At 57.8% G+C, this 25,261-nt stretch carries 22 protein-coding genes and 2 pseudogenes; 14 read left to right on the top strand and 10 right to left on the bottom strand.

Translation table 11 applies throughout. The features are described from left to right. Positions 1-16: 16 nt before the first annotated feature. From modC to GTP90_RS00180, 8 genes and pseudogenes are all read right to left on the bottom strand, one after another. Positions 17-1,087, bottom strand: coding sequence for a molybdenum ABC transporter ATP-binding protein (modC, locus tag GTP90_RS00215; protein WP_161081561.1), 1,071 nt, complete (start codon positions 1,085-1,087; stop codon positions 17-19). Between the two features lie 3 nt (positions 1,088-1,090). Next, complete coding sequence (gene modB / locus GTP90_RS00210; protein WP_161081560.1) at positions 1,091-1,768, bottom strand: molybdate ABC transporter permease subunit; 678 nt, start codon at positions 1,766-1,768, stop codon at positions 1,091-1,093. A 2-nt stretch (positions 1,769-1,770) separates the two neighbouring features. Next, complete coding sequence (locus tag GTP90_RS00205; protein WP_161081559.1) at positions 1,771-2,580, bottom strand: sulfite exporter TauE/SafE family protein; 810 nt, start codon at positions 2,578-2,580, stop codon at positions 1,771-1,773. Positions 2,581-2,593: 13 nt separating this feature from the next. Continuing rightward, positions 2,594-3,364, bottom strand: coding sequence for a molybdate ABC transporter substrate-binding protein (gene modA / locus GTP90_RS00200; RefSeq protein WP_161081558.1), 771 nt, complete (start codon positions 3,362-3,364; stop codon positions 2,594-2,596). A gap of 141 nt (positions 3,365-3,505) precedes the next feature. Further along, the gene (locus tag GTP90_RS00195) at positions 3,506-3,874 is read right to left on the bottom strand and encodes a winged helix-turn-helix domain-containing protein (RefSeq protein ID WP_161081557.1); all 369 of its coding nucleotides are present in this window, start codon (positions 3,872-3,874) and stop codon (positions 3,506-3,508) included. Positions 3,875-3,988: 114 nt separating this feature from the next. Then, a complete protein-coding gene (arsH, locus tag GTP90_RS00190) occupies positions 3,989-4,702 on the bottom strand; it encodes an arsenical resistance protein ArsH (RefSeq protein ID WP_161081556.1) in 714 nt (237 codons plus the stop codon). Between the two features lie 273 nt (positions 4,703-4,975). Then, positions 4,976-7,918, bottom strand: coding sequence for a Tn3 family transposase (locus tag GTP90_RS00185; protein ID WP_161081555.1), 2,943 nt, complete (start codon positions 7,916-7,918; stop codon positions 4,976-4,978). Positions 7,919-8,081: 163 nt separating this feature from the next. Then, positions 8,082-8,696: pseudogene (locus GTP90_RS00180) on the bottom strand (DNA-binding protein); the annotation flags it as partial. A 214-nt stretch (positions 8,697-8,910) separates the two neighbouring features. Between GTP90_RS00180 and GTP90_RS00175 the strand changes: the two are divergent. The 4 genes from GTP90_RS00175 to GTP90_RS00160 all read left to right on the top strand — a co-directional run bounded on the left by GTP90_RS00175 (position 8,911) and on the right by GTP90_RS00160 (position 13,037). Then, positions 8,911-9,678, top strand: coding sequence for an abortive infection family protein (locus tag GTP90_RS00175; RefSeq protein WP_161081553.1), 768 nt, complete (start codon positions 8,911-8,913; stop codon positions 9,676-9,678). Positions 9,679-9,682: 4 nt separating this feature from the next. Next, positions 9,683-10,645, top strand: a complete 963-nt coding sequence (locus tag GTP90_RS00170) for a tyrosine-type recombinase/integrase (RefSeq protein ID WP_161081552.1) — start codon at positions 9,683-9,685, stop codon at positions 10,643-10,645. Positions 10,646-10,962: 317 nt separating this feature from the next. Continuing rightward, entirely contained in the window at positions 10,963-11,634 is a 672-nt protein-coding gene (locus GTP90_RS00165) for a heavy metal response regulator transcription factor (protein WP_161082085.1), read from the top strand. Further along, positions 11,631-13,037, top strand: a complete 1,407-nt coding sequence (locus GTP90_RS00160) for a heavy metal sensor histidine kinase (RefSeq protein WP_161081551.1) — start codon at positions 11,631-11,633, stop codon at positions 13,035-13,037. The genes GTP90_RS00165 and GTP90_RS00160 overlap by 4 nt, the downstream gene beginning before the upstream one ends. Here the strand turns inward: GTP90_RS00160 and GTP90_RS00155 are convergent. After that, on the bottom strand, positions 13,034-14,323 hold the full coding sequence (locus GTP90_RS00155) for a type II restriction enzyme NmeDI-related protein (RefSeq protein WP_161081550.1): 1,290 nt from the start codon (positions 14,321-14,323) through the stop codon (positions 13,034-13,036). The genes GTP90_RS00160 and GTP90_RS00155 overlap by 4 nt on opposite strands. A 216-nt stretch (positions 14,324-14,539) precedes the next feature. Here GTP90_RS00155 and GTP90_RS00150 point away from each other — a divergent pair, with 216 nt between their 5' ends. Continuing rightward, on the top strand, positions 14,540-14,884 hold the full coding sequence (locus GTP90_RS00150) for a CzcE family metal-binding protein (RefSeq protein WP_161081549.1): 345 nt from the start codon (positions 14,540-14,542) through the stop codon (positions 14,882-14,884). 33 nt (positions 14,885-14,917) lie between these two features. On the opposite strand, the gene GTP90_RS00145 is transcribed toward GTP90_RS00150, so the two are convergent. Beyond that, positions 14,918-15,346, bottom strand: a complete 429-nt coding sequence (locus GTP90_RS00145) for a YybH family protein (protein WP_161081548.1) — start codon at positions 15,344-15,346, stop codon at positions 14,918-14,920. A gap of 648 nt (positions 15,347-15,994) precedes the next feature. On the opposite strand from GTP90_RS00145, the gene GTP90_RS00140 reads away from it, so the two are divergent. From GTP90_RS00140 to GTP90_RS00100, 9 genes and pseudogenes are all read left to right on the top strand, one after another. Further along, a complete protein-coding gene (locus GTP90_RS00140; protein ID WP_161081547.1) occupies positions 15,995-16,342 on the top strand; it encodes a hypothetical protein in 348 nt (115 codons plus the stop codon). 1 nt (position 16,343) lies between these two features. Then, positions 16,344-17,717, top strand: a complete 1,374-nt coding sequence (locus GTP90_RS00135; protein WP_161081546.1) for a TolC family protein — start codon at positions 16,344-16,346, stop codon at positions 17,715-17,717. Further along, complete coding sequence (locus GTP90_RS00130; RefSeq protein ID WP_161081545.1) at positions 17,714-19,105, top strand: multicopper oxidase family protein; 1,392 nt, start codon at positions 17,714-17,716, stop codon at positions 19,103-19,105. Before GTP90_RS00135 ends, GTP90_RS00130 begins: the two co-directional genes overlap by 4 nt. Before the next feature lie 29 nt (positions 19,106-19,134). After that, the gene (locus GTP90_RS00125; protein WP_161081544.1) at positions 19,135-19,464 is read left to right on the top strand and encodes a copper-binding protein; all 330 of its coding nucleotides are present in this window, start codon (positions 19,135-19,137) and stop codon (positions 19,462-19,464) included. 22 nt (positions 19,465-19,486) lie between these two features. Next, positions 19,487-19,855, top strand: a complete 369-nt coding sequence (gene copC / locus GTP90_RS00120; protein WP_161081543.1) for a copper homeostasis periplasmic binding protein CopC — start codon at positions 19,487-19,489, stop codon at positions 19,853-19,855. Continuing rightward, a complete protein-coding gene (locus GTP90_RS00115) occupies positions 19,856-20,755 on the top strand; it encodes a CopD family protein (protein WP_161081542.1) in 900 nt (299 codons plus the stop codon). Between the two features lie 32 nt (positions 20,756-20,787). Then, positions 20,788-21,284, top strand: a pseudogene (locus GTP90_RS00110) (cupredoxin domain-containing protein). An 87-nt stretch (positions 21,285-21,371) separates the two neighbouring features. Further along, positions 21,372-23,807, top strand: coding sequence for a heavy metal translocating P-type ATPase (locus GTP90_RS00105; RefSeq protein WP_256369083.1), 2,436 nt, complete (start codon positions 21,372-21,374; stop codon positions 23,805-23,807). Positions 23,808-23,911: 104 nt separating this feature from the next. Further along, positions 23,912-25,210, top strand: coding sequence for a hypothetical protein (locus tag GTP90_RS00100; RefSeq protein ID WP_254451674.1), 1,299 nt, complete (start codon positions 23,912-23,914; stop codon positions 25,208-25,210). Positions 25,211-25,261 lie beyond the last annotated feature (51 nt).

Genomic DNA, 25,261 nt, shown 5'->3' with positions numbered 1-25,261 from the left:
GTTTGCTCGGCGACCTTTACTCCAAAATCGCAGCCAACTTGATCTGTACCCAAGCATTGAGGCCGACAACGATGTTCATCGCGTCGAGCGCTCGCTTCGTCATGCGGCAGATGAAGACAGTCCCACCTACGTTAACACGAACGAGCGCTAAACCAGGGTGATCATCGTCCGCGATGGCATCAATTCGGCATGGCAGCACGTTTTGGATGCTGCTGCTTTCTGGTTTGCTGATGGCGATGCTGACGTCTCGCGCAAGCACGCGCATTCGAAGGGCGCGCCCGACCTGCGTGCCCAGGTCGCGCGTCCATAAATGACCGCCCTCGAAATCCACTCTTGCCAGGTGCCAGCTGATATCGACGGCGGCGAGTACCCCGTCTATCACCACGCCCACATCCTCACCCAGGCGGATCGGCAGGTCAATTCGCGACAATACTTCGTCCACCCGGCCATGCGCCACAGCCCGGCCGTCATCAAGCGCAACAAGATAGTCTGCGAGCTGCGCCACCTCATCAGGCGAGTGGCTGACATACAGGATCGGAATGTCCAGATCCGTGTGCAAGCGCTTGAGATACGGTAGGATTTCTTGCTTGCGTTTCAGATCCAGCGCCGCCAACGGCTCGTCCATCAGCAGCACACGAGGGTTAAGAGCAAGTGCCCGCGCGATGGCAACCCGGCTGCGCTCACCGCCGGATAGTCCATCCGGCCGTCGCTCCAAGAGGTGTCCAATCCCCAACAGTTCGATTGCCTGCTCAAGCGCGACTGCCGAACCTATAGCTGTGCGTTTAATGCCGTATTGGAGATTGCCCATCACGGTCAAGTGAGGAAACAGACTTGCTTCCTGGAACACGTAGCCCAGGGCTCGCCGATGTGTGGGAAGCCATGTGGTGTCGTCCTGCCAGACTTCGCCGTCTACGAAGAGCTGCCCGCTCGGTGCTCGTTCCAGGCCGGCGATACAGCGCAGAAGCGTGGTCTTGCCGGAACCGGAACTGCCGAACAAGGCGGTCACACCGCGACCGGGCATCGTCAAGTCGACATCAAGGGTAAAACCTGGCCAGCCGTGTTGGAATCGGGCTTGGATATCGCTCATGGTCTATCGCCTCGTGACGACGGGCCGCCAGGCGTAGGTCGCCAGCAGCACCAGGAACGAAAAAATGAGCAACACGATTGCCATGTGGTGCGCGGCGGCATATTCCAGCGCCTGGACATGGTCATACACCTGTACCGACGCCACGCGCGTCACGCCAGGCAGATTGCCGCCGATGAGCAGTACGACGCCGAATTCGCCGACGGTGTGCGCAAAAGTCAGGATGCCGGCCGTCAGGAAGCCCGGCAGTGCCAGTGGGACGGCCACGCTGAAAAACGCATCGATGGGAGAGGCGCGCAAGGTCGCCGCCACTTCCAGTGGCCGGTCGCCGATGGACTCAAACGACGCCTGCAGCGGCTGCACCATGAAAGGCAACGAATAGAAGACCGAGGCGACAACCAGGCCGCCGAAGGTGAATGGCAGCGGTCCGACGCCCAGCGCCTCGGTGAGTTGACCAATGGGGCCAGCTGGCCCCATCGCCAGCAGCAAATAGAAGCCCAGAACCGACGGCGGGAGAACCAGCGGTAGCGCGACAATCGCTCTCACAGGGCCGCGCCACAAGCTGCTTGAGCGCGCCAGCCACCAAGCGATGGGCGTGCCAACCAGCAGCAGGACGAACGTCACCAGAGCGGCCAGGCGGGCCGTCAGCCAGAGCGCTTCCCAGTCGGCGTCGAGCAGTTGCATGGTCAGTGTGAGTGCTGGAAGGTCTTGATGGCCGAAATGAGCAAAATCACGCCCAGCAAGGTCATCAGAATCTGCGTCGGAACCAGACCCAGCATCAGGCCGCCAAGGGCGGCGCCGACGACCGAGCCGCCGGCCATCGACAGGAACATCGGCTTTTCACGGCGCAGCACCGCAAAGGCATCGGCGCCGGTATAACGCAGGAAGCCAACGATCATCGTTGGCAGGCTGACCATCAGGGACAGGCTGCCAGCCACTTTGATGTCCTGACCAAAGAGCAGGACGATGGTTGGGATGAGCAGTTCGCCGCCAGCGACGCCCAGCAGTGCGGCGACGACGCCAATACCGAAGCCTGCAATGACGCCTGCGACCATACGCACGATGCCAGACTCAAACAGCGGCGTGGTGTTCTGGTGCATGTTGAACCAGGCTTCCGACAACATCACCAGCGACAAGCCAGCCAGCAGCACCAGAATCACCCGATTGAGCCATTTACGCGACATAGTCATGGCGTGGCCAGCTGCCCACCAGGCGCCGATCAGGCTACCGGCCAGCAGGTTGATCACCACATCGAGGTGGGTGGCCAGGACATCGACCGGGATGGTTTTGACGCGGAAGACCAGCGCCGCCATGACCACCACCAGGCTCATCGCCTTGTTGAAGATGATGGCCTCCAGCGTGGGCAGTTTGAATACGCCGATCAGCACTGGCAGGCGAAATTCCGCGCCTCCCAGCCCAACCAGTCCGCCCAGGATGCCAATCAGAGTGCCGGCCGTAAAACCTTTGGTGCTGCGTGTAGCGGTAGTTTCGCTCATGGTCTGCTCGCCCTTACTTTCCGGTCGGGTCGGTCGGTAGCACGAAACCGTAGCGCGTCATCAGCGCGCGCGCTGGCTTGCTTTCCATGTAGTCCGCGAACTTCTTGGCCAGCGCATTGCCGGCGGCCCGCTTGGTAATCACGTAGCCTTGCTCCAGCGGCTCGTGCAAATTGTCCGGGATCAGCACATAGCCGCCTTTGCTCGCGAGTTCGGCGTTCAACGCCAGCGACAGCGCGATGATGCCGACCTGGACATTGCCGGTCTGGGCGTACTGCGCCGTTTGCGCGATGTTCTCGCCATAGACCAGCTTCGGCTCGACCTTGTCCCACAGGCCGGCAGCGCGCAGCGCCTCCTCGGCGCGTTTGCCGTACGGCGCATGCTTCGGATTGGCGATCGCGATACGGGCGATTTTTGGGTCAGTGAGGCTGGCCAGCGTCATTTTGCTGGCATCCATGGTCGCGCTCCACAGGACGATCCGGCCAACCGCGTATGGTTTCACTGCCGAGGCGGCCGCCCCGGTCTTGGCCAACTCACGCGGGAAGCCGATGTCAGCGGAGAAGAACAGGTCGTATGGGGCGCCTTGCTGGATCTGGGTGTTGAAGTTACCGGACGAACCGTAGACCACGCTGACGTCCTCGCCTGGGTTAGTCTTTTTGAATTCGGTGACAATCTCGTCCATCGCGAACTTCAGATCAGCTGCTGCGGCAACGGTAATCTTTTCCGCGTGCGCGGCGACGGGAAGCGCGAATGCGCAGGCAACCAGGAGGGAAGTGAGCAGTTTCATGGGCGGTCTCTCGGTATTTGGCTGCGGCCAGTTTAGAAAAATCGCTTGGTCCGCAGCCATATAATTCGTTAGGTCAAAAATGACATAACGAAGTATAAAGCATCCATGTCATCAAATTTTATCGTCCAGTCGACATAGTCACTATGGGCAGGTGGCTAAACTACGTAGGGCCTCAAGCTCGGCCGTTGAATCAGCATTGAGCCGCTCTTCAAGTGCGGCATAACATATGACCAGCTGCTGGCCAAGCGGCGTGAGGGTGGCGCCACCTCCGCCTTTGCCGCCACTGGAGGTCTGAACCAGCGGGCGGCCAAAGGCCTGGTTGAGCGCATCGAGCAGCATCCAGGCTCTCTTATAGGGAATTTCCAGCGATCGTGCTGCGGCAGCGATTGAGCGCGTCTCATCAATCCGCCGTAAAAGATCGATCTTTCCTGGGCCGACGGAGATGTCAGTGCCGATATAGATGCGTGGGCGAACCCGAATCGCTGGCTGCGGTATAGCAGGTGTTTTCATGCGCCGAGCCTAGCGGAAAAATCCCTTCGAAACAAGGCACGAAACTCCATTTCTCGCCAATCAGAACATGGTTTCCGGCCAGATATCCGCCAATTCACGACGCAACCCGCCTCCCTAGAGGCGTTTGATGGCAGCGTTAATAGCCTTAGTCTGTTGCTCGTTACGTTCGCTGTAGCGGTTTGTCAGGTAATCTGTGCGCCCACGCAGCAGCAGCGTCATTTTGAACAGCTCCTCCATAACATCCACCACACGGTCGTAGTAGCCGGACTGGCGCATACGGCCAGCTTCATCGAACTCCTTATATGCCATCGGTACCGACGATTGGTTCGGAATGGTAAACATGCGCATCCAGCGGCCCAGCAGGCGCAGTGTGTTGACAACGTTGAAGGACTGCGAGCCGCCACAAACCTGCATCACAGCCAGCGTGCGCCCCTGGCTGGGGCGAATCGCTCCCATCTCCAACGGTATCCAGTCGATCTGGTTCTTCATCACAGCCGTCACGGCGCCGTGGCGCTCTGGGCTACACCAGACCTGGCCCTCGGACCATAGGCACAGCTCCCGAAGCTCCGCCACCTTGGGGTGATCCTCCGGCACACTGCCGACCATCGGCAGCTCCATCGGATTGAAAATTTTTACCTCGGCGCCCATGTGCTCCAGGATGCGTGCTGCTTCCTCGGTCAGGAAGCGACTGAATGAACGCTCGCGCAAGGAACCGTACAGCATCAGGATGCGCGGTGGATGGTTCATGTCGCCGACTGGGGCCAGCTTATCGATCGTCGGAATGTCGAGCAGCTCGGTCTTGATATTGGGCAGGTCTGGAATGCTCATAGGGAATCTCTTACTGGCTACTCACCCGTGCCGCCGCTGCGATTGAACGTGTCTCATCAATTCGCCGCAGCAAGTCGATTTTCCCTAGGCCGATGGATATGTCGGCGCCAATCTAAATGCGGGGGCGAACCAGAATCGCTGGTTGTGGCGTGGCAGCAGTTTTCATGGGAGGAGGCTAGCGGAAAAGCCCCATCCAGACAAGCTTGGTCCGGCGCCCGCCGGCAGAGCTGGCCTTTCACTCTAAGGTATCGGCTAACGTCTCTGGAGCCCGTCTCATCCGGTTGCGGCCCGCCGTGCCGGTGCTGCAGCTTCGGCGGTGCTGGGCAGGATGCGCGCTGCGTACTGCGCCAGGGGGAAGTCGAAGGTGCCGCGCAAGTTGATGCCCTCCAGGTTGGTGGGGGCGATCCGGCGCAAGTCATCCGAGAACAGCTCTTCGCCTCCCACCTTTTCGATATGTTCCTTTGCGCCTTGCATGTGCATGGTATTCCACGCCATCAGGGCATTGGCCAGCAGTGATAGGCTGGACGAGACGGCCGCCATGGTGTCATGGCGCTTGGCCAGCTCACTGGGGATTTTTCCAGTGTGGATCGCACGGTAGAGTACGTGCACCGCCTCGCCACGATTTAAGGCATGGCGCAATTCACGCCGGAATATCGTGTTCGTAAAGTAGTCGATCAGGAAGATGGAGCGCAGGAGCCGGCCCAGGTGTACGCCGCCATCATAGACGTCCTGGCCGCGCGCGGAAGATCCGAATCGCTGCAGGGCCTGCACCGCAGTACACCGGCCGCTGTGAATGGACGCGACCACGCGGATGAATTCGTCGTACACCGCCTCGATCTTCGACAAGTCGATGTCGCCGACGGTGGCGAGCGTCACTTCTCCGGGCACCATATGGCCGACGGGAACGTGCAGCAGGCGGTCGCGCATGTGTTCCAGCACGGGGCAGAGGTCAAAATGCAGGCACTTCGCGACGCCCATGGCAAAGTCCGTGTAGCCGTGAGTATCGACTGCCAGTTGCGCCACGTCTTCCGTGGCGCTCTGCCGCACCGCGCCCTCGATTGCCGCGCCGGCCTGGCGCTCTTTAAGTAGGATCGGCTGGTCGTGGATGATGCCCCATCCATCCTTCTTGTGTGAGTAGATTCCGATGGACGCAGTACGCCGGCGCGGGTCAGCGCGGGCTTGCCAGATGGTGCGGGTCGTTTCCAGGCTCATCATGTCGCTCGACGCCAGATCGCCCCGTCCCCAGTGCGCGGCGATCGGATGGCGGTGCATGAACTGCAGCACGGCATCAGACGCTTCGCGCAATTTGCGTTCGTCGGCAGTGCGCTTCATCATCGATCGAATCGCTGATGCCGATAACTCCGGGATCATGCGAGAAATGTCCGCAGCGCTTAAGGACGTGCCGTGGGCCAGCACCGCCGCGTAGACCAAGAGCAACTCACTGCGCGAACGCGGCTCGCGGCCCAACAAAAGCCATGAAAAGCGAACCTGGCTGTCGATCTGCAGGATGATTTCGGGGAGCTGGCCCAGCGGGCGTCCTTCGTATAAGGCCTTGCGAATGGTGTCGATGTGCTTTTCCTCACGATCGGCCGTCAGCGGCTCCGTGTGGACACCACGCTGGTCAATGTTGACTTCCCCCATCAGGCAGGCGTCCCGCAGGCGCTCCAGGCCCAGGTCCAGCAGCTCGACTTTCGGCGCCAGAAACTCCTTCGGATCTTGCGGCCAGCCGAGGTGGCCATAGTAGTGATTGCGCTTTGCTTTCCATTCCTCGGGCGGGATCAGCAAGGTGGCACGGCTGCGGAACGAGAAGCTATGGTCGACAAAGACAGAGCCGTTGCGCAGCGCCATGCGCAACGCGGACATGGTTCCCCACTCAAAGGCATATAAGGCGTTGACCCGGTCCTCACCGTGGACGAATTCATTCCATACGCGCCCCACCTTGATGTCGGTGTCATCTGGCAAGACGGCCTGACCGGACTTGCTATAGATCTCGCGCAGGAGGCTAATCGCGTCGATGACCGGGTGCTGGGCCTCCGATTGGAATGGCAGTTCGACCAGCTTGGATAACATGGCACGCGCCTGCGCACCTTTCGTCAGTAGTTGAAGGCGGATTAAGCTGGCGCGGCTCGGCGGTTTGCGATTCCGAATGTCAGCGATCAATTCGGCCAGCTTCTCGCGCAGCCCAGGCAGGTCAAGGGACTGATCGGACGCACAGGCCTCAATGGAGGCGACGAAGTCGTAAAGCATCTTCTGCATGTCCGGCCGCACCGCATCGACCTGCCGCCCAGCGTCATTCGTGATTTCTTTCAGCCAGCGGCGGAACATCGATAACAGTTGGTCGGTGGTCGAGCACAGTGCGTAGCGCATAAAGCAGGAGGTCTCCAGCTTGCGCGCCAAAGGCCGCACCCGCTTGCTGACTGAGGGCGCCCGGTTGGCACAGCGCCGGGCATAATGCCGCACCAGCGCTTCATTGACTTCGTCCGGCCATGCCGTTGCCACCTTCAATCCATACAGCCGATCGATCTTCTGGAACAGTTCCTTCATCTGGCCGGTTGAGTGCCGCAGTGGAACCGCCCACATCCACTCCTGAAGGCTGCCATGCTCATCATCTGGTTTTGAAAGCTGGGTCGCCCAGTTTGAAATCGTCGCGTCACCCAGCTGGGCGGAAAGGGCTTGCTCCAGCTTCCCTTCGTGGGCCTGAATCGCTGACTGGATCAGGCGCTTCAGCTCGCGGTCATGCACGATGAGGATACGGTGCTGATAGAGCCAGGTCTTCACCTGCATGAGCAGGGTCGAGGTGTCTGGCCGCCCCATCATGAGTTCCTTCAGCCAACGCACCAGGTAGCGGCGCCGGTGCTCGCTCATGGTTTCAAATCGTAGCGCCTCGTAGCCGACTTTTTGATGGTCAAACAGCATCCTTGGATTGTCGTCGTACAGTGAGCGTAAAGTACCGATTTCGGGCGAGGTAACGCCGATGTGTTTGCCAAGGTGCGTCCAGAGCACATGGGGGATCTGTTTGTAGGCGTCGAGCGTGCAGCCCGTCATACGGATGAATCCGATATGTAGCGCGACGGCGAGGCGGTAGAGTGGCTGGCGCCGCCCGTCAATGACACGGCGTTCGCTGGGGGAGAAGGTAAAGAAGGTATTGAGCTCGAACTCGTTGAGCTCGGAGGGAATCGTACTGAGGCCAAGGTAAGGGGCGTGCCAGTGATCCATAACGTTCCTTATCGAAAGAACAATACTTGGCAATCATACAGGCATTTCCTCAACAAACAGCAACTATCTGATTTTTATGCGGATTTTAGGGCTCCTGACAAACGGCGCCCGTGGTTAAAGGGTGTTGCTAACGTCGTGGAGTGCAGCACAATCAAGAGAACCCCTGGATCTGCTGTTCGTGGCGCCGGATGTCGGCTTCCCTCTGCTCCTTTATCGACTGACGATAGTGCTCCAGCGCTTGGCGCGCGTGTTGGTGTTTTTCCTCCAGCGATTGGCGGTGCGCCTCATTCTCGGCCAGGCGCTGCTGTAGGTCCGACACCTGCTGTTCGGCGACCTGGCGCATGGTCGATTCCCTTTGATGATCGGCTTGGCTGGCCACCAGTGCCAGAGCTTGTTCCTGCAGGGCCGCCTCCAGTTCCAGCGCGCGGGCCCGCAGCTGCGAATTTTCGTTCTGGGCAGCTTGCAGCGCCGCCACATGCTCGGCCGCCTTCGCATCGGAATCGACGCGGACCGCCGCCACCCGTTCCTCAGCCTCCTCCTGCAATCGCACGACCAGTCGCTCTACCAGGTCCTGTAAAGCTTCGCTGACCGAGGCGCGCTTGCCGCCGGCGCCACCATCCTCAGATTCCAGTTCCTTGAGGTATTTGTGAATGGTGGTTTTGGATCCGGTGTTCCCCAGCGCCACGCGAACGGCGTCCACCGACGGGTTTATACCCTGCGCGATGAGGGCGTCACGCGCCTTTTGTACATCCGATTTGTATAGTCCGCTCCGCGCCATGGGGTCTCCTTAGGATGAAATAAGATAACATGTTACATACCACGTTATTACATACTATATTGGTATCTGCTTCAAGGTGATTTGCGTTTAAATTTTACATCGGATAAAGTAGGTTTATCCGGTGTGATACTCACAATATGCCGTTTTTAGGCGCCCTCCCTGAAATTTCGCGGTTGGCCAGCTACATTGATGCTTTGCTGTGGAGATACGGATAGTGACGCTCGACGAATACACCCTGGATTCAAAAAAACGCGGTGCGCTGATCCTCGCGCTCAGGAAGGCGATCGTCAGCGAATTCACGACGGAAGACTGGCGTGAGTTCGGGTATTTGTCCGGGGAATCCGACTTCATCCAGCGTCATGACCGCCTACTGCGCAGTTTGCATTGGCGGGACCCTGATTACGGTGACTGCGTCCTGCAGGCGCTTGAGAGATTTTCCCGCGAAGGCTGGGACGTTGTTGACCAGCTCATCAACCATCCCAAGCTGACCAGCCAGCTGCTGGCGGAGATCCCGAACCTGTCGATTTTTGTGCGCACGAATATTCAAAGTGTACATACCGAGGCGCCCTCCAGCCTCTCGAGCGGCGACGTGGTACTGCTTGCACTCAATGATGCCGAGCATCTGATGCGTATTAGCGGCCCAGTCAGCGCGGTCGACCGCCTGCACACGGCGCTGCACGGCTATTTTCGAAGCCTGTGCATTGAAAGCGGCATCACGGTGGCCGACGATGCCTCGTTGACCGCGCTGTTCAAGGTCTTGCGCACGGCACACCCAATACTCAAGGACCTGGGCTCGTATGACAACGACCTGGTGCGCGTTCTGCATGGGTTTGCGAACGCGATCGACGCCATCAACTCCCTGCGCAACAACGGCAGCATCGCGCACCCCTCCGATGACCTGCTGGGCGAACCTGAAGCCCATTTGGCGGCCAATGCAACCCGAACGATATTCAACTATATCCGGGCGAAGGTAAGACACTGACGCCATGTCAAAACTCGATCAATACATCGAAGCGGCGACGCGGGACAACACCCGTCAGAGCTATCGCGCCGCCATCGAGCACTTCGAAGTGCAATGGAAAGGCATGCTGCCCGCCACCGCCGACGGCGTGGCCCGCTACCTAGCGGAGTACGCCGATACGCTGGCCGTCAGCACGCTAAGGCAGCGCCTGGCGGCGCTCGCCCAGTGGCACACCGCACAGGGGTTTCCTGACCCGACCAAGGCGCCCATCGTCCGTCAAGCCATGCGCGGCATCCGCGCGCTGCATCCAGCGCAGGAGAAGCAGGCAAAGCCCCTGCAACTCGATGAACTGGAACGCGTCGTTGGCGCGCTTGATCGCGCTGTCAACGCCGCTCGACGCGGGAACGATCGCGCCGCCGAGCTGCGTAGTCTGCGGGACAAGTCACTGATCCTGCTCGGGTTCTGGCGAGGATTTCGTAGCGACGAACTGAGCCGGCTTCGCGTCGAGCATGTGGCGGCCAACGCCGGCGAAGGCATCAGCTGCTTCCTAGGTCGGACCAAGGGCGATCGGCAAAATCTCGGCAGTACGTTCTGCGCGCCCGCGTTGTCGCGGCTTTGCCCGGTCGAGGCCTACCTGGACTGGATCGGCGTCGCGCAGTTGACCGCCGGTCCAGTCTATCGCGCCATCGACCGCTGGGGCCATGTACGTGAAAATGGACTGCATATTGACAGCATCGCTCCGCTGTTGCGGGCGATGCTGAAAAATGGCGGCCTGGCTGCGGCTGGCGCATACAGCGGCCATTCGCTGCGCCGCGGCTTCGCGAATTGGGCGGCGTCCGATGGCTGGGATGTAAAGAGCCTCATGGAATATGTGGGGTGGCGGGACATCAAGTCGGCTCTACGCTATCTCGATGCATCAGTCTCGTTCGCGAAGGACCGGATGGAGTACAGCATGGTCCATCTTGTGCAAGAATTAGATAGACCGTAGTCGCAGCGTCGTTGGTGGTAACAAGTGTTCAATGTCAGAAAGCTGAGCGTGGGTTTTGTACCGGACCTGTTTAGTGCGGGAACGGTGAAGTTTGGGGCGGGTGCGCTCGTGAGCAAACATTGGGCGCCCTCGACACTCGATGCGGTTTACGGTTCCAGCCCATCCTCCTACATAGTTTTTTTCCGCGCAAAGCTGGCCATGCAATGACGGGCGGTTTCTGACAAAGTTGTAATCCCGCCGCCACGTTGGCGTCACTTTGCTGCGGTACACTCCCCCAACGGGGGGATTCCCCGATGTTTTTACTGCAAAGGGGTGATATGCGCTTGCTCGTGGTGGAGGATGAACAGAAGGCCGGCGAGTACATACAGAAAGGTCTGACGGAATCCGGTTTCGTCGTGGATTGGGCCAAGACCGGGCCGGAAGGGCTGCATGCAGCGACCAACGCCCATTATGATCTGATCGTACTCGATGTGATGCTGCCTGGCATGGATGGCTGGCAAATCGTGACGGAGCTTCGCAAGACGGTGGAAACACCGGTGCTGTTCCTGACCGCCCGCGACGCGCTCAATGAGCGTATCAAAGGGCTGGAGCTGGGCGCCGATGATTATCTGGTGAAGCCTTTTGCTTTCGCGGAATTGCTGGTCCGGATACGCACGCTGCTGCGGCGAGGCCCCATCAGGGAGCCAGACGTGTTCCAGATTGCCGATCTCGAGATCGACGTGCCAAAACGCCGTGTCACCCGTTCAGGGCAACGAATTGATCTGACGGCAAAAGAGTTCGCGCTTCTGCACCTGATGTCCAAGCGGGTCGGGCAGGTGCTATCCCGGCCGCTAATCGCGTCCCAGGTCTGGGACATGAATTTTGACAGTGACACCAATGTCGTCGACGTGGCCGTACGCCGGTTGCGCGCCAAAATCGACGATCCCTACGATGTCAAGCTGATACATACGATTCGCAGCATGGGATACGTTCTGGAAGATCGCGGATGACTAAGCGCAGTTATTCCCTCACCGCCCAGCTCGGCGCACTGTTTGCCGTGGTGGCGGTCATGGTTTTCTCGGCGGTTGGATTTTATCTTTACCAAGCACTGGCCATACAGCTGCAGGACAGGGATGACGCAGATCTGGTCGAGCGCATGTTGCAGATCAGGCATCTGCTGGAAGAAACCGCGAGCGCAGGGTCGATCCGTCTTGAGCCGCACCGCTTTCTCGATGCGGTTGATGTCAGCCGTGGCTTGCTGCTGGTCATCCAGGCCAAGGACGGACAGGTGCTGGCGCAAAACACCACCGAGCGCTCGTTCGCGCGATCCACCGCCGAGATAGCGGCCGGGTCAACGCCTTCGCCCGCCGATACACGCGCACAAGCATTGGCTAACGGCGCCAGGCTGCGCGTGCTGAATGCCGCGGGCCGGATTGGCGCCAGTGACGAAGTGGTGCATGTCGCTCTGGCACGGACTGCCCATGAGCGACTCGCCGTGCTGGGGGAATACCGCCTGAAGGTCTGGGCGGCCGCGATCGCCGGCGCCGTATTGACGGCCGCGCTGGGCTATTTGCTTGTCTACCGGGGCCTGTCGAAGGTGCGCGCGCTGGCCGCGCAAGCGCAACAGGTGACGGCGCACAACCTGACCATACGACTGCACGCGCAAACGGCGCCGGCCGAGCTACGCCTGCTGGCTGATTCCTTTAATGCAGTGCTGGACCGCTTGCAGAGCAGTTTTAGCAACCTGTCCCAATTTGCCGATGACCTTGCACACGACTTGCGCACACCCTTGAATAATTTGATGGTGCAGACCGAGGTGGTGTTCTCCCAACCGCGTGATAGTGAGGAGTACCAGAACCTGTTGTCGTCGAACTACGAGGAATTCGGCCGGCTGGCCAGAATGGTAGAAAGCATGCTGTTTCTGGCGCGGGCCGACCATGACCAGATCACCGTCGGCACCGAACTGCTCGACGTAAAAAGAGAGCTGGAGATGGTCGCGGAGTATTTTGACGGTGTCATGTCCGACGCGAATATCGCGCTGGAGATCAATGCCGTTGGCGAGGTATGGGCCGACGCCCATTTGTTGCGCAGGGCCGTCAACAACCTGGTCGCAAACGCGGTGCGCTATACGCCTTCGGGCGGAGTCATCTCGCTGACCGCAGCCCAAGTTGCCGATGGCGTGACCATATCGGTGACCAACCCGGGAGCCGGCATCGAACCGGCGCATTTGCCACGATTGTTTGACCGCTTCTACCGGTCAGATCCTTCTCGCTCGGCGAAATCCAGTTCCGCAGGCCTTGGACTGGCGATCGTTAAATCCATCATGGCGCTGCACGGCGGCGCAGCAAGCGTGACCAGCGAGCGGCATGGTCTCACGCGCTTTTCGCTATGGTTCCCGTCCCGGCGTCCCTAGCATGCCAGTGGCTTGGAAATCGCGAGGATCGCCTTCTCACCATCTCCGAACCTGCCAATCGCCTCGCGGTGCCGGGCCAGTTCGCCATAGCCGATATAGCGGACGTTGAGTTCTTTTACGCGTGAGAACGCCGGCCTGGCGAACTGAGACCGCACATCGGCTTCGCGGGCGTCGGGCGCCACCAGAAAGAAGGTTGCGCCTTCATGTTCAGGCACGCCCAATGCCAGGTCGAGCATCCGGACGATACCGGAGTAGATGCTCGTGCTGTGTTCGACTTCGAACGCCATGCTGATATTGCCGGACGCCGCATCGAGCCAGAGCACGTCGATGAGCGCCACCATGTCGAGGGCGCCGCTGGCGCGGACAGGCGCCGGCAGTTCGGTCACGCATCCATCGCCCAGACGTCCGTCGCCATAGGCGCGGCCCTTGTCGTTGTTGGCAATCCAGACCTTGAAGCCCAGGGCCAATCCCAGATCCCGGAGCCAGCCCTGCACCTGCGTGTGAGTATGATCGTTTTCGCTCGCCGCCAGGCGCGCCTTGTGCGCGGCTGCGGTTTCCTCGTGCACTCTCGCGAGGTCCGCTTCCCAGTCGAACGCGATCGCGCTGGGGGCGCCGAGCGAGTAACGGCCTGAGCCGATATCGAACAGGAAACCGGCGACCGCGCCCAAGTCGTTGGACAGCCATTTGCGGTGTGTCGTATTGAAACCGATGACGCGCTCTCGCATTGCCAGATATTCGTTCCATCGGCCGAGTTTTACGTTGGCCCCGAAGAAGGCGTTAAAGCCCTTGACGATAGCGGTATTGTTTGGTGGAACAACTGTAGGGTGCAAAAAATAAAGCAGATTAGCGCAGGCCGGACCTAAACCCTTTATTTGATGTGAATCAAGCTTGCGAACTGCCTCCACGACCTCCGCATCGGTATTGCAGCAAAGGCAGGTATCGAGAAATTGGGCAAAGGCCATCTGATTGCCGCGGTCCTCGTAGATGTCGGGAATGCGAAGTTTAGGCTTCCAAAGGAACGCATGGTCCGCACCCTTGAAGATTTGGCGCTGCTCTGCGATGGAGTGAACCACTGTCTCCAATGACGAGCCTCGATAAGCACTGCCGAAGGTGTCGTCGCGAATCTCCTTTACGACGGCATGGAGGCCCCGTCGTATAGAGCGAAAATTCTTCAGACGCTCTTCCCAAAGGAACCAGCTGCGATAGGTGGCTGCTGGGTCGGCTTTCCATTGTTCGATAAGAAGCTGCTGCTCCTTAAGCGTAGGTGCTGAAACGTCGAAATTCAAAGGGACTCCGATAAATCTAAAGTGAAAGAGGTACGCGCAATTAGCATGCGGTACCGCGCGAGATGAAATTAGCGACGGCGGTCAACCAGTATTTCACTATGCCGGCTGTAATGTAAATGTAATGCTCGGGTCATTCGGGTGTGCGGGTAGCATCCTTAGAATAGCTTCATCGGCTTCACAAATGCAGCACCTTTAACCCAAGAGAAGGAATTAATCATGCAATCCATCAAAAGCAAATTCGCAGCCGTTCTCGTCGTAGTCGCCTTGGCCCCACTGGCCGCGTTGGCACACCAAGATCAGGCCCACTCGAATGCAGCGCTCGGCAGCGCCGCTCAGGCCGCCGCCGCAACGCGTACCGTGGCTATCACTACAGGGATCCAGAGCGTTAACGTGGACCAGGGCGATGTCGTTACTTTCGAGGTGGGCGGCAAGTCGTTCACCTGGCAGTTCGATACCCTCCGCCCGAGCGGTAGTTTCAACCTCGCCGACATTGCACCCGCAGATGTGAATGTAGATGGCGTGCGGGTGTACGTGGCACCAAACCCTCTCTACCGAAACTAAGCGGAGGTCGGTGACACACGCCGACCTATGGATTTATTTCGATTTGCGCGATGACCAATGGATGTGAACAATAACCCATTTGTCGCCTTGTTTCTCAAGGACGGCGGTCTCCGTGCCGAAGTGATGGACACTATTACCTTTGTATTTTCCGGTCGTTTCCGTTTCTTGCATCACGACCGCCAAATTGCCTTCGACGCGTTCACTGTGTTTGAGCACTTTATTTTTCGTCGTTTTTGCGAACTCGATATCTCCCTTGAGATGGTGGCCGGTATATTCTTCACGGGAGCGCTCGACATAGCCGGACTCGAAGATTTGAACCTCCGGGCTGAGTAGCGCGCTGACTTGCTCGGGTTTTCCGGCGCTGAGTGCCTCGTGGAATTCTGCCACGGTCTCCGTTGGAGTCGCGGCGAAGAGAGGAGCACTGATGGTGGAAAAAACGAGCAGCGTAATGAGATGGCGCATATGGTCTCCAGAAATAATTATGAAATGTTGAAACCCTGCAATTAAATCAGTATGTATGGGTTGTTGCAAGGCTGATGTAACAGCTTTGCTGTCAGGTCAAATTCGCTTGACCTTCCTCCAGTGGGAAGGTGTAGTGTAAGCAAACGTGGCATTTGTCGGATGTCTGAGGTACCATTTCTAATCTTATGCGCATATTTGTCCGTTACCTGCTCTGGCTTTTGATAGCAACCCTCCCGTTGCAAGGGGGAGCCGTTGCTTTCATGTCGTGCGATATCGGAGCCGGACACATCAGCTCAACTTCCCATCACGCTGACGTGAGTGGCGGCGAGTCGCATGCCGAGTCGCATCATGAGCATTGCGACGGGGGCGACTCGGACCACGGAGGAAGCCTTCACGGAAAATGCAGTCATTGCGCGAGCTGCTGCGTAGGTGCTGCTGTGCCGCCAGCCTTCCCGTCTGAAATTTTGCGGGCGACTTTTTCTACCTTCGTTAGTGCCGCAGTTGAGCCTGCGATGACAGCGTACATCCCCGCCACCCTCGAGCGTCCGCCTCGCCTTTACTCCTGAAAATACAGCTGAAGTCGCGGGCTAACGTTCGCACTACCTCGGGTCGATGCGCCCAGGTGCCAGTACATTTTTGAGGACAATCATGAAACGCCTACATCTACTGCTTTTAGCAGTGGCTGGCGCCGCGCCGTTGGTCATTCACGCAGAACCCGTTCGAATTTCGACGGCTGTGTCGGATGCCAGTGCTGCGGTGCCACCACCAAAGTATCAATCCGCCTACGCTGACTACAAGCCGGCCGTAGAGCCACAAATCACACCAGACAAGGTCTGGATTGCGGCTAACCAAGAGGTCTCAGGTCAGTCTGCGCATGGCTCGCATGAGGATTCTTCAATGCAGATGGCGCCCGCGCCAGCAGACTCGGCTAAGCCAGCTGTGCCCCCTGTTGCTGACCCGCATAAAGGACACAGCATGAATAAGAAAGGGCAATAATATGCGACGACTTTATACGCCAATGCTTGGTCGCACCGCTGTCGGACTGTCGGCCATCCTCCTCGCAGGATGTGCGAGCGTGTCGTCCGATGGCGGCTTAAATGACGTATCCTCCCTTACGCAAAGTCGAATTGGCCAAGCGGCACACTTCAAAAAAGATAGTAGCAATAGTGATGCCGAAATTCAGGCATTGCTGGCTAAGCCTCTGACAGCCGAGTCATCGGTTCAAATTGCATTGCTCAATAATGCTGCTTTGAAGGTTTCCTTCGCTGAGCTGGGTGTGGCGGAAGCCGACTTTGTCCAGGCTAGCCGTATGCGTAATCCGAGCTTTAGTTTTGGCCGCGTAAGTGGCGGAGGCGACGCAGAAATCGACCGTAGTGTCGTGTTCGACATCGCGGGCCTGTTGACTCTTCCGGCCCGTACACGCATTGAGCATGGGCGTTTTGAGCAAGCCAAGCTGCAAGCTGCCGCGCAGGCCGTGCAGTTGGCTGCCGACACGCGTCGTGCCTACTTCACCGCAGTCGCCGCGGCCCAATCTGCGGCGTTCGCGGAACAGGTACGTGGTGCAGCTGAGGCATCGTCGGAACTGGCTGAAAGCATGGCCAAGGTGGGTAACTGGAGCAAGCTTGACCAGGCCCGTGAGCGTGCCTTTTATCAGGATGCGATGACTCAACTAGCCCGGACCAGGCACGAGGCGATCGCAAGCCGCGAACAGCTTATTCGCTTGCTGGGGCTTTGGGGGGCGCAACAAGAATTTACCCTTCCGGACAGGCTGCCGGACCTGCCGTCTCAGCCGCAACAGATGAACAATGCTGAAGCTCAGGCGATGTCGCAGCGTCTGGACGTTCTGGCGGCTCGTCGAGACACCGAGGCGACGGCATCGGCGCTCGGATTGACTAAGACGACGGCGTTTATCAATGTCTTCGACGCTGGCTATGCAAACAAGAGCACCACTGGTCTGCCGCGGGAGAACGGATACCAGGTTTCTCTGGAGCTCCCCGTCTTCGACTGGGGCGGCGCCAAGGTGGCCCGCGCAGAGGCGTTGTACATGCAGTCAGTGCACCGGACAACCGACACCGCAGTGCGTGCTCGTTCGGAGGTTCGGGAAGCCTACTCGTCTTACCGCACCACCTACGACATCGCGCGCCACTATCGTGACGACGTCGTCCCGCTTCGTAAGAAAATTTCCGACGAAGTACTCCTTCGCTACAACGGCATGCTGGCCAGCGTATTTGAACTCTTGGCCGATTCGCGTGAGCAGCTCATGAGCGTGAACACCGCTATCGAAACGCAGCGCGATTTTTGGATAGCTGAAACCAAGCTGCAAACCGCCATCAATGGCGGGAGCAATACCGACACAAGGACCATGCCATGATTTCACGTAGAGACTTTTTCAAAGGTGCGGGCGCGGTTGCAGTCAGCGCCGCAGCGGTGAGCAAGGCAGGCGCGGCAACGCTGCCTGAAGCGATGTTAATGAACAACGCGAATACGCAAGTTCCGCCGCCACCGCCGAATGGCCGTCCATTCAATCCGGTTGTGACATTAAACGGCTGGTCGCTTCCATGGCGGATGAACAGCGGGGTAAAAGAGTTTCATCTGGTCGCCGAACCGGTAGTACGCGAGCTTGCGCCGGGCATGAAGGCTAATCTCTGGGGCTATAACGGCCAGTCTCCTGGGCCCACCATTGAGGTCGTTGAGGGGGACCGCGTCCGCATATTCGTGACCAATAAACTTCCTGAGCACACGAGCGTGCATTGGCACGGTCAGCGGCTACCGAACGGCATGGACGGGGTCACGGGTCTCACCCAGCCCGGCATCGCGCCTGGAAAAACCTTCGTTTACGAATTCGTCGCAAAGCGTCCAGGCACGTTCATGTATCACCCGCACGCTGACGAGATGGCACAGATGGCAATGGGGATGATGGGTTTTTGGGTTACCCACCCTAAAGACCCGTCGCTGCATGCGGTAGACCGCGACTTCGTTTTTCTTCTGAATGCGTATGACGTGGAGCCTGGAAGCTACACGCCAAAAATCAACACGATGCTGGATTTTAATTTGTGGACCTTCAACAGTCGGGTCTTCCCCGGCATCGATTCCATGCCCGTACGGCAAGGCGATAAGGTGCGCATCCGTGTTGGCAACCTGACGATGACAAATCACCCAATCCACTTGCATGGGCACGAGTTCGTCGTCACCGGCACCGACGGCGGATGGACACCACCCGCATCTCGCTGGCCTGAAGTCACTACAGACATCGCGGTGGGCCAGATGCGGGCCATCGAATTCGTCGCCACTGATTTGGGCGATTGGGCTTTCCACTGTCACAAATCCCACCATACCATGAATGCGATGGGGCACGACGTTCCAACGATGATAGGTGTGGATCACCGGGGGGTGGCCGAGAAGATTAATAAGATTGTGCCCGACTACATGGTCATGGGGGACAAAGGCGGTTCGATGGGTGGTATGGAAATGCCGATTCCTGAGAACACGTTGCCCATGATGATGGGGGAAGGCCCGTTTGGCGGCGTTGAGATGGGGGGCATGTTTACCGTATTGAAGGTCCGCAAGGACCAAAAGCGCGGCGACTACTCGGACCCTGGCTGGTACAAGCATCCAGCGGGGACTGTAGCGTACGAATGGACCGGCGCACTGCCCGAGCCTGAGCGCAGCACCAACGCTGGTGGTCAATCGATGCCGGCAATGAATAAGCCAAATGTCGAGATGACGGTCCGAAAGCCGTCGGGACATGGCGAGCACTAATTTTTCTATTTCATCTGAAAGGAAGCATCATGAAACAACTGCATAAAATCATCCTCGCCGTCTCCATCGGTTGCTCGCTCGCGTCTGTAGGCACTGTGGCCTACGCACAGCAGCCTTCTTCCTCTACCAATCAAGCGGCAATGAGTGACGGCGAAATCAAGAAGGTCGATAAGGATGCCGGCAAACTCACCATCAAGCACGGTGAATTGAAAAATCTGGTTATGCCCGGGATGACGATGGTGTTCAAGGTCCAAGACCCTGCAATGCTTGATAAGGTAAAGTCGGGCGATAAAGTCCGCTTCGTCGCGGACAAAGTTGGTGGTGCGCTCACCGTCACCGCAATCGAAGCAGCAAAGTAATTTCAACAAGGAGAACTGAAAAATGAAAGCACTGCACACCGTGATTCTCGCTACCGCCATGGCGGCGGCAACGTTAGCCAGCCCGTTTGCTTCGGCACACGCAACCCTGAAGAGTTCGAACCCAGAAGCCGGTGCGACGCTGGCTGCGGCGCCGAAGGAAATAGCGCTGACCTTTAACGAGAAGATTGAAGAGGCCTTCAGCACCATTACCGTGGCGGATAGTCAGGGCAAGGAAGTCGCCGCAGAGAAGGCGAAAGTTGACGCTGCTAATCCCACAGTCTTGCGGTTGACAGCTCCAGTGCTTTCGGCTGGCTCCTACACCGTCACATGGGCCGTCGCCGGCCATGATGGTCACCGCCGCAAGGGTGATTTCAAATTTACGGTGAAATAAATGGATGCAGTCTCGTTGCTACAAATAGGTTCGGCATTTTTTCTTAACGTTGGCTTTGCCTGGCTTGTTGGTTCATGGTTCGCGCGCTATTGGATACAGTCTAATGGCACCAGCCGTGACGAGTTTGAGCCGGTATTGCGCAAGCTCGACTTATTAGCTTCGGGACTAGGCGCGGTTAGTAGCGCAGTAGCGCTGCTGGCCGCAACGGCGGTGATGGGCGGTGTTGGCTTACGAGAAGCCTGCCCAATGTTCTGGATGATGGTATCGAGCACCGCTTATGGCCACGCGGGCTCCATCGCGACCTTGGCAATGATTGTCGTGTTTAGCGTTCGGTCGATTGGTAGTGCTAGTCGCGTGGGCGACACTGTGGTGGCAATGACCTTAACCACATTCGTGGTGACGCGCGCATCTATGGGACATGCCGGCGAAGAAGGGTTTTGGACACTAGCGCTCGCGGCAGAGGCCATACATTTTTCTGCCATTGGACTCTGGACTGGCGCGGTTCTGGTTTCAGCCTGGTTCGCGCTCCATGAGATGCGAATAGCCGGCCTTGAAATAGGTGCCGCAGACCGATACCTGGACCTGATGTCGCAAACCGCGATGCTGGCGGTGATTGGAATTGTCGTCACTGGCATCTTCAGCGCATGGCATAGGTTAGGCAATTCGGACCATCTATTTCATACCTTCTATGGCGCGACCTTGCTGGTAAAAATAGCCCTGGTGTTAGTTGCTATCGCGCTGGGCGGGTATAACAAATTCATCGGTTTGCCTGCCGCAAGTCGGTCACAGAGCGGCGTGAGGCTGGTTCGTGCGGCGCTTCAGATTGAGAGCTTTCTCTTGATTGGTGCCGTTCTTGCGGCGGCGATTCTCACCTCACAACAACCACCGACCGCAATGTAGAAAAATTTAAGTTACAGATAAGGGAGTTCCAGATGAAGAACTTTAAGACAGCCGTATTGGCAGCATTTTTAGTCGCGGCCGTACAGTCGCTGGCGACAGCTGCAACGCAAGACGGCAAGGAACATCAGCACGGTGACCATGAGGGCGAAAATGCGCTGATTGGCAAAGCGGGCGACCCCACCAAAGTAATGCGTACCGTGACAGTCGATATGAACGACACCATGCGTTTTACCCCCGGCTCGATATCGGTAAAGGAAGGGGAAGTTATTCGCTTCGCCGTCAGAAACTCCGGCAAGCTTAAGCATGAGATGGTGATAGGTTCGCCGGGGAAACTCAAAGAACATGCCCAGCTGATGACGAAGTTTCCCGAGATGGAGCATGCGGATCCAAACCAAGTGACATTGATGCCCGGGAAGACCGGAACTATTGTGTGGGAATTCGGTAAGGCGGGAAAGTTGACTTCGCATGCCTACAGCCGGGACATTTTGAGGTCGGCATGAAGGGCCTAGTTACCGTGGTCGCCAAGTAGTCCCTCGCTGAGCAAGTGGTGCGCTGCTGTAGGTAGGTAGTGGCTAAGATGCAGATACGGTTGGGTTCACAAACTAGAGGAGGCTTCATGAGCGGCAATGACATCAGGCAGCACAAGCACCAAGTCGAACACGCCCGAAATCCTGACGCCGTTGGTGCTGCAGGCGAAATTGATGCTACACCGACTATCGAAAAGCCTTTCACCGACCCTGTGTGTGGGATGAAAGTAGGTCCGAATAGGGAACGAGAGATTTCGTACAAAGCGGTGGTCTATCACTTCTGCAGTGCGAAGTGTATGGCCAGGTTCAATACCACTCCGGAGGCCTTTCTTACCAGTGAAAAGGCCGAATTGCCGACTGCTGCGCCAGCGCTAAGTGGAGCCGTATACACGTGTCCGATGCATCCTGAGATTCGGCAAACCACCCCCGGCAGTTGTCCGATTTGCGGTATGGCGCTTGAACCGGTTATGCCTAGCCTGGACGATGAGGAGAATCCTGAACTCGTTGATTTTCGCCATCGGTTTTGGTGGACGCTCCCGCTCACCGTCCTCGTATTCGCCCTAGCTATGTTCGGTCATATGATTTTTCAGGGCGGCCTGCCTGGCCAGAATTGGGTTGAGTTCGCATTGAGCACGCCGGTCGTGGTTTGGGCGGGCTGGCCCTTCTACGAGAGATGGGCACAATCGTTGGTCCGCATGAGCCCCAACATGTGGACGCTAATCGGCACTGGGGTTATCGCCGCATACGGATACAGCGTTGTCGCAACGCTTGCTCCGCAAACGTTCCCGCCGACATTCGCTGCACACGGCAGTATCGCTGTCTACTTTGAGGCCGCAGCAGTAATTGTTTCGCTCACACTTTTGGGACAGATCCTGGAGTTGCGCGCGCGTTCCCAGACATCCGCGGCCATCAAGTCGCTGCTCGGCCTGGCGCCAAAAACTGCGCGCAGGATTCGCGCGGATGGTACTGAGGAAGATATTCCGCTCACGCACGTGCATGTTGGCGATGCTCTGCGTGTTCGTCCAGGTGAAAAGGTACCTGTTGACGGCGTCGTGTCCGAGGGCGAGAGCTCAGTGGACGAATCGATGCTGACGGGTGAGCCTCTTCCTGTTACCAAGCGCGCCGGCGACCGACTGATTGGTGCGACCATCAATACGAGCGGCAGCCTTATCATGCGCACAGAGAAAGTTGGCAGCGACACGACGCTGTCTCAAATCGTGCAGATGGTTTCCCAAGCACAGCGTTCGCGAGCTCCGATGCAGCGTCTCGCTGATAGCGTGGCTGGCTATTTTGTCGTTGTCGTCGTGGCTATAGCAGTGCTGACCTTCGCTGTATGGGGAGTGTACGGCCCTGAGCCGAGCTGGGTGTTTGGCTTCGTGAACGCTGTTGCTGTGCTTATTATCGCCTGCCCCTGCGCGCTAGGGTTGGCCACTCCTATGTCAATTATGGCCGCAACAGGACGCGCCGCGACCATGGGTGTCTTGTTTCGGGATGCCGCCGCTATCGAGGACCTGAAGAAAGTTGATACGTTGATAGTGGATAAGACGGGAACGCTCACCGAAGGTAAGCCATCTTTTAACAGCGTCGTGGCCGCAGCCGGTTTCAAGGAAGAAGACGTCCTGCGGATTGCCGCTAGCATTGACCAGGGAAGTGAGCATCCGTTGGCGCACGCCATTGTCAACGAAGCGAATAAGAGGAAACTGGGACTGACGAAACCCGATGCCTTTGAGTCAGCTAGCGGAATCGGTGTTCGTGGAATTCTGAGCGGGGATAAAATCGCTCTGGGAAATACCGCTCTAATGGACATTGAGGGTGTTGACTGGAAGCCGCTTGCTGATGCGGCCGAGAGCCTGCGAGTCGAGGGCGCGAGTGTTATGTATCTGGCAGCTCAAGGCCGCTTGGTCGGCATTGTAGCGGTGTCAGACCCCATCAAGTCAAGCAGTCAGGAAGCCTTGCAAGGACTCCGCGCTGACGGTCTGAACGTTATCATGGCCACGGGTGATGGCGTGACGACTGCGAAGGCCATTGCCAGCCGGTTAGGTATCGACGAGTATTATGGGGAGGTCAAGCCTCAGGACAAGCTGGCGTTGGTCGAGAAGCTGCAGAAACAGGGAAAAGTTGTCGCAATGGCCGGGGATGGTATCAACGACGCCCCTGCTTTGGCAAAGGCCGACGTGGGCATAGCTATGGGTACTGGCACGGACGTTGCGATTAATAGCGCGCATCTTACCTTGGTTAAGGGCGACCTCCGAGGGATAGCGCAAGCGCGCTTGATTTCGGTTGATACCGTGCGCAACATGTGGCAAAACCTGGGTTTTGCGTTTTTATATAACGCACTGGGCATCCCCCTGGCGGCCGGTGCGTTGTACCCGTTCACCGGTCAGCTGCTGTCACCTATGATCGCTGCCTTGGCCATGAGCTTAAGCTCAGTATCGGTGATCACTAACGCACTTCGATTGCGTGGACACCAAAGTAAGGTAGGAAATGCGGTGACGAGGCACGAACACAACGGACCAGAAAGCTGAAAATGACGGATACTCCTAATCCTCAGTTAGCGGCTGCGATGCCCATCAACACTGGACCATTACTGCCAGCCGAGGTACTTAATAGCGGCTGCTTTTGCAGTAGCTTGGACAAGGACGTGCTGCGACAGGCGTTTTCTGACGACTTTGATTCGCCAGCGCTCTATGACTTGGTCGAGTCAAGGTGCCCGTTTTTGTTTTCGTCCCGACCTATATTTGTTTCGGAGAGTCAAAGTGAACGCATTGCAGGCGTTATTGACGCGATTGAGTCCGTAATTGCGCTCCCGTCCTATCGCGCGAAGGTACTGGCCGATGCACCTGAAATAGCGCAGTACGGCGCTGACGGCGCGAAAGGTGTTTTCTTTGGATATGACTTCCATCTACGGGGTGAAACTCTAGCGCTAATTGAGATCAACACCAATGCGGGTGGCGCGATGTTAAACGCTGCCATGGCAAAGGCTCATCGTTCTTGCTGCTTGAGCGCACCCGCGTTGGCTGCGGCAATCGCTTCAGGCGCCATACTCGAGGACAGCATCTTCAAAATGTTTGAAAAGGAGTGGGCCTCTTCTATGCATCAACGCCCGCTCCGAACAGTGGCCATTGTAGACGAGGCTCCAGAACAGCAATATCTCTATCCCGAGTTTATTTTGTTTCAACGCCTGTTCGAGAAATTCGGGGTGCGTGCTGTCATAGCGTCGCCATCGGACCTGACCTTCAGCGCAGGCGTGCTGCGGTACGATGACCTGGCAATCGATCTGGTCTATAACCGGCTCACCGATTTTATGCTGACATCGCCTGTTTGCAGCTCGCTGCGCTCAGCATATCTTGAAAGCGCTGTTGTGCTCACGCCTCACCCGCAAGCCCATGCCCTATATGCAAACAAACGCAACTTGGTACTCCTTTCCGATGACCGGCAACTGGAAAGCTTGGGTGTGCCGAGCGCAGTGCGGCGAGTCCTGTTAGAGAACATTCCGCATACGGAACTGGTCGACATCGCGAATGCGGACCGTCTCTGGGCGAATCGCCGGAAATTGTTTTTCAAACCGCTGGCAGGTTACGGTGGTAAGGCCGCGTATCGAGGAGAAAAAGTCACGAAACGCGTGTGGGAGGATATCCTTGCTGGAGATTACATAGCCCAAGCGCTTGTCCCTCCGGGCGAGCGCGTCAATGGAACTAAGGAAAACCCCGAACAGCTTAAATTCGACCTGCGATGCTATGTCTATGAACGCCACGTACAGTGGACGGCCGCTCGCGTGTATCAGGGCCAGACGACTAATTTCCGCACGCCGGGCGGCGGCTTCGCTCCGGTTTACCGTCTTGATGATGCAAACACATCGGAAATGATGCAATCCATATCGTCGGATTCAAATCCGCCCGCAGGATGTTGTACTGGCTCCTGTTCTTGAGCAACAGTGGCAGCGCATTGGTCACATGGTTATGGTGACCACCATCTGCAA

The sequence above is a fragment of the Duganella vulcania genome (assembly GCF_009857655.1).
GTDB lineage: Bacteria > Pseudomonadota > Gammaproteobacteria > Burkholderiales > Burkholderiaceae_D > Rugamonas > Rugamonas vulcania.
This window is presented reverse-complemented; position numbering and strand designations above follow the sequence as displayed.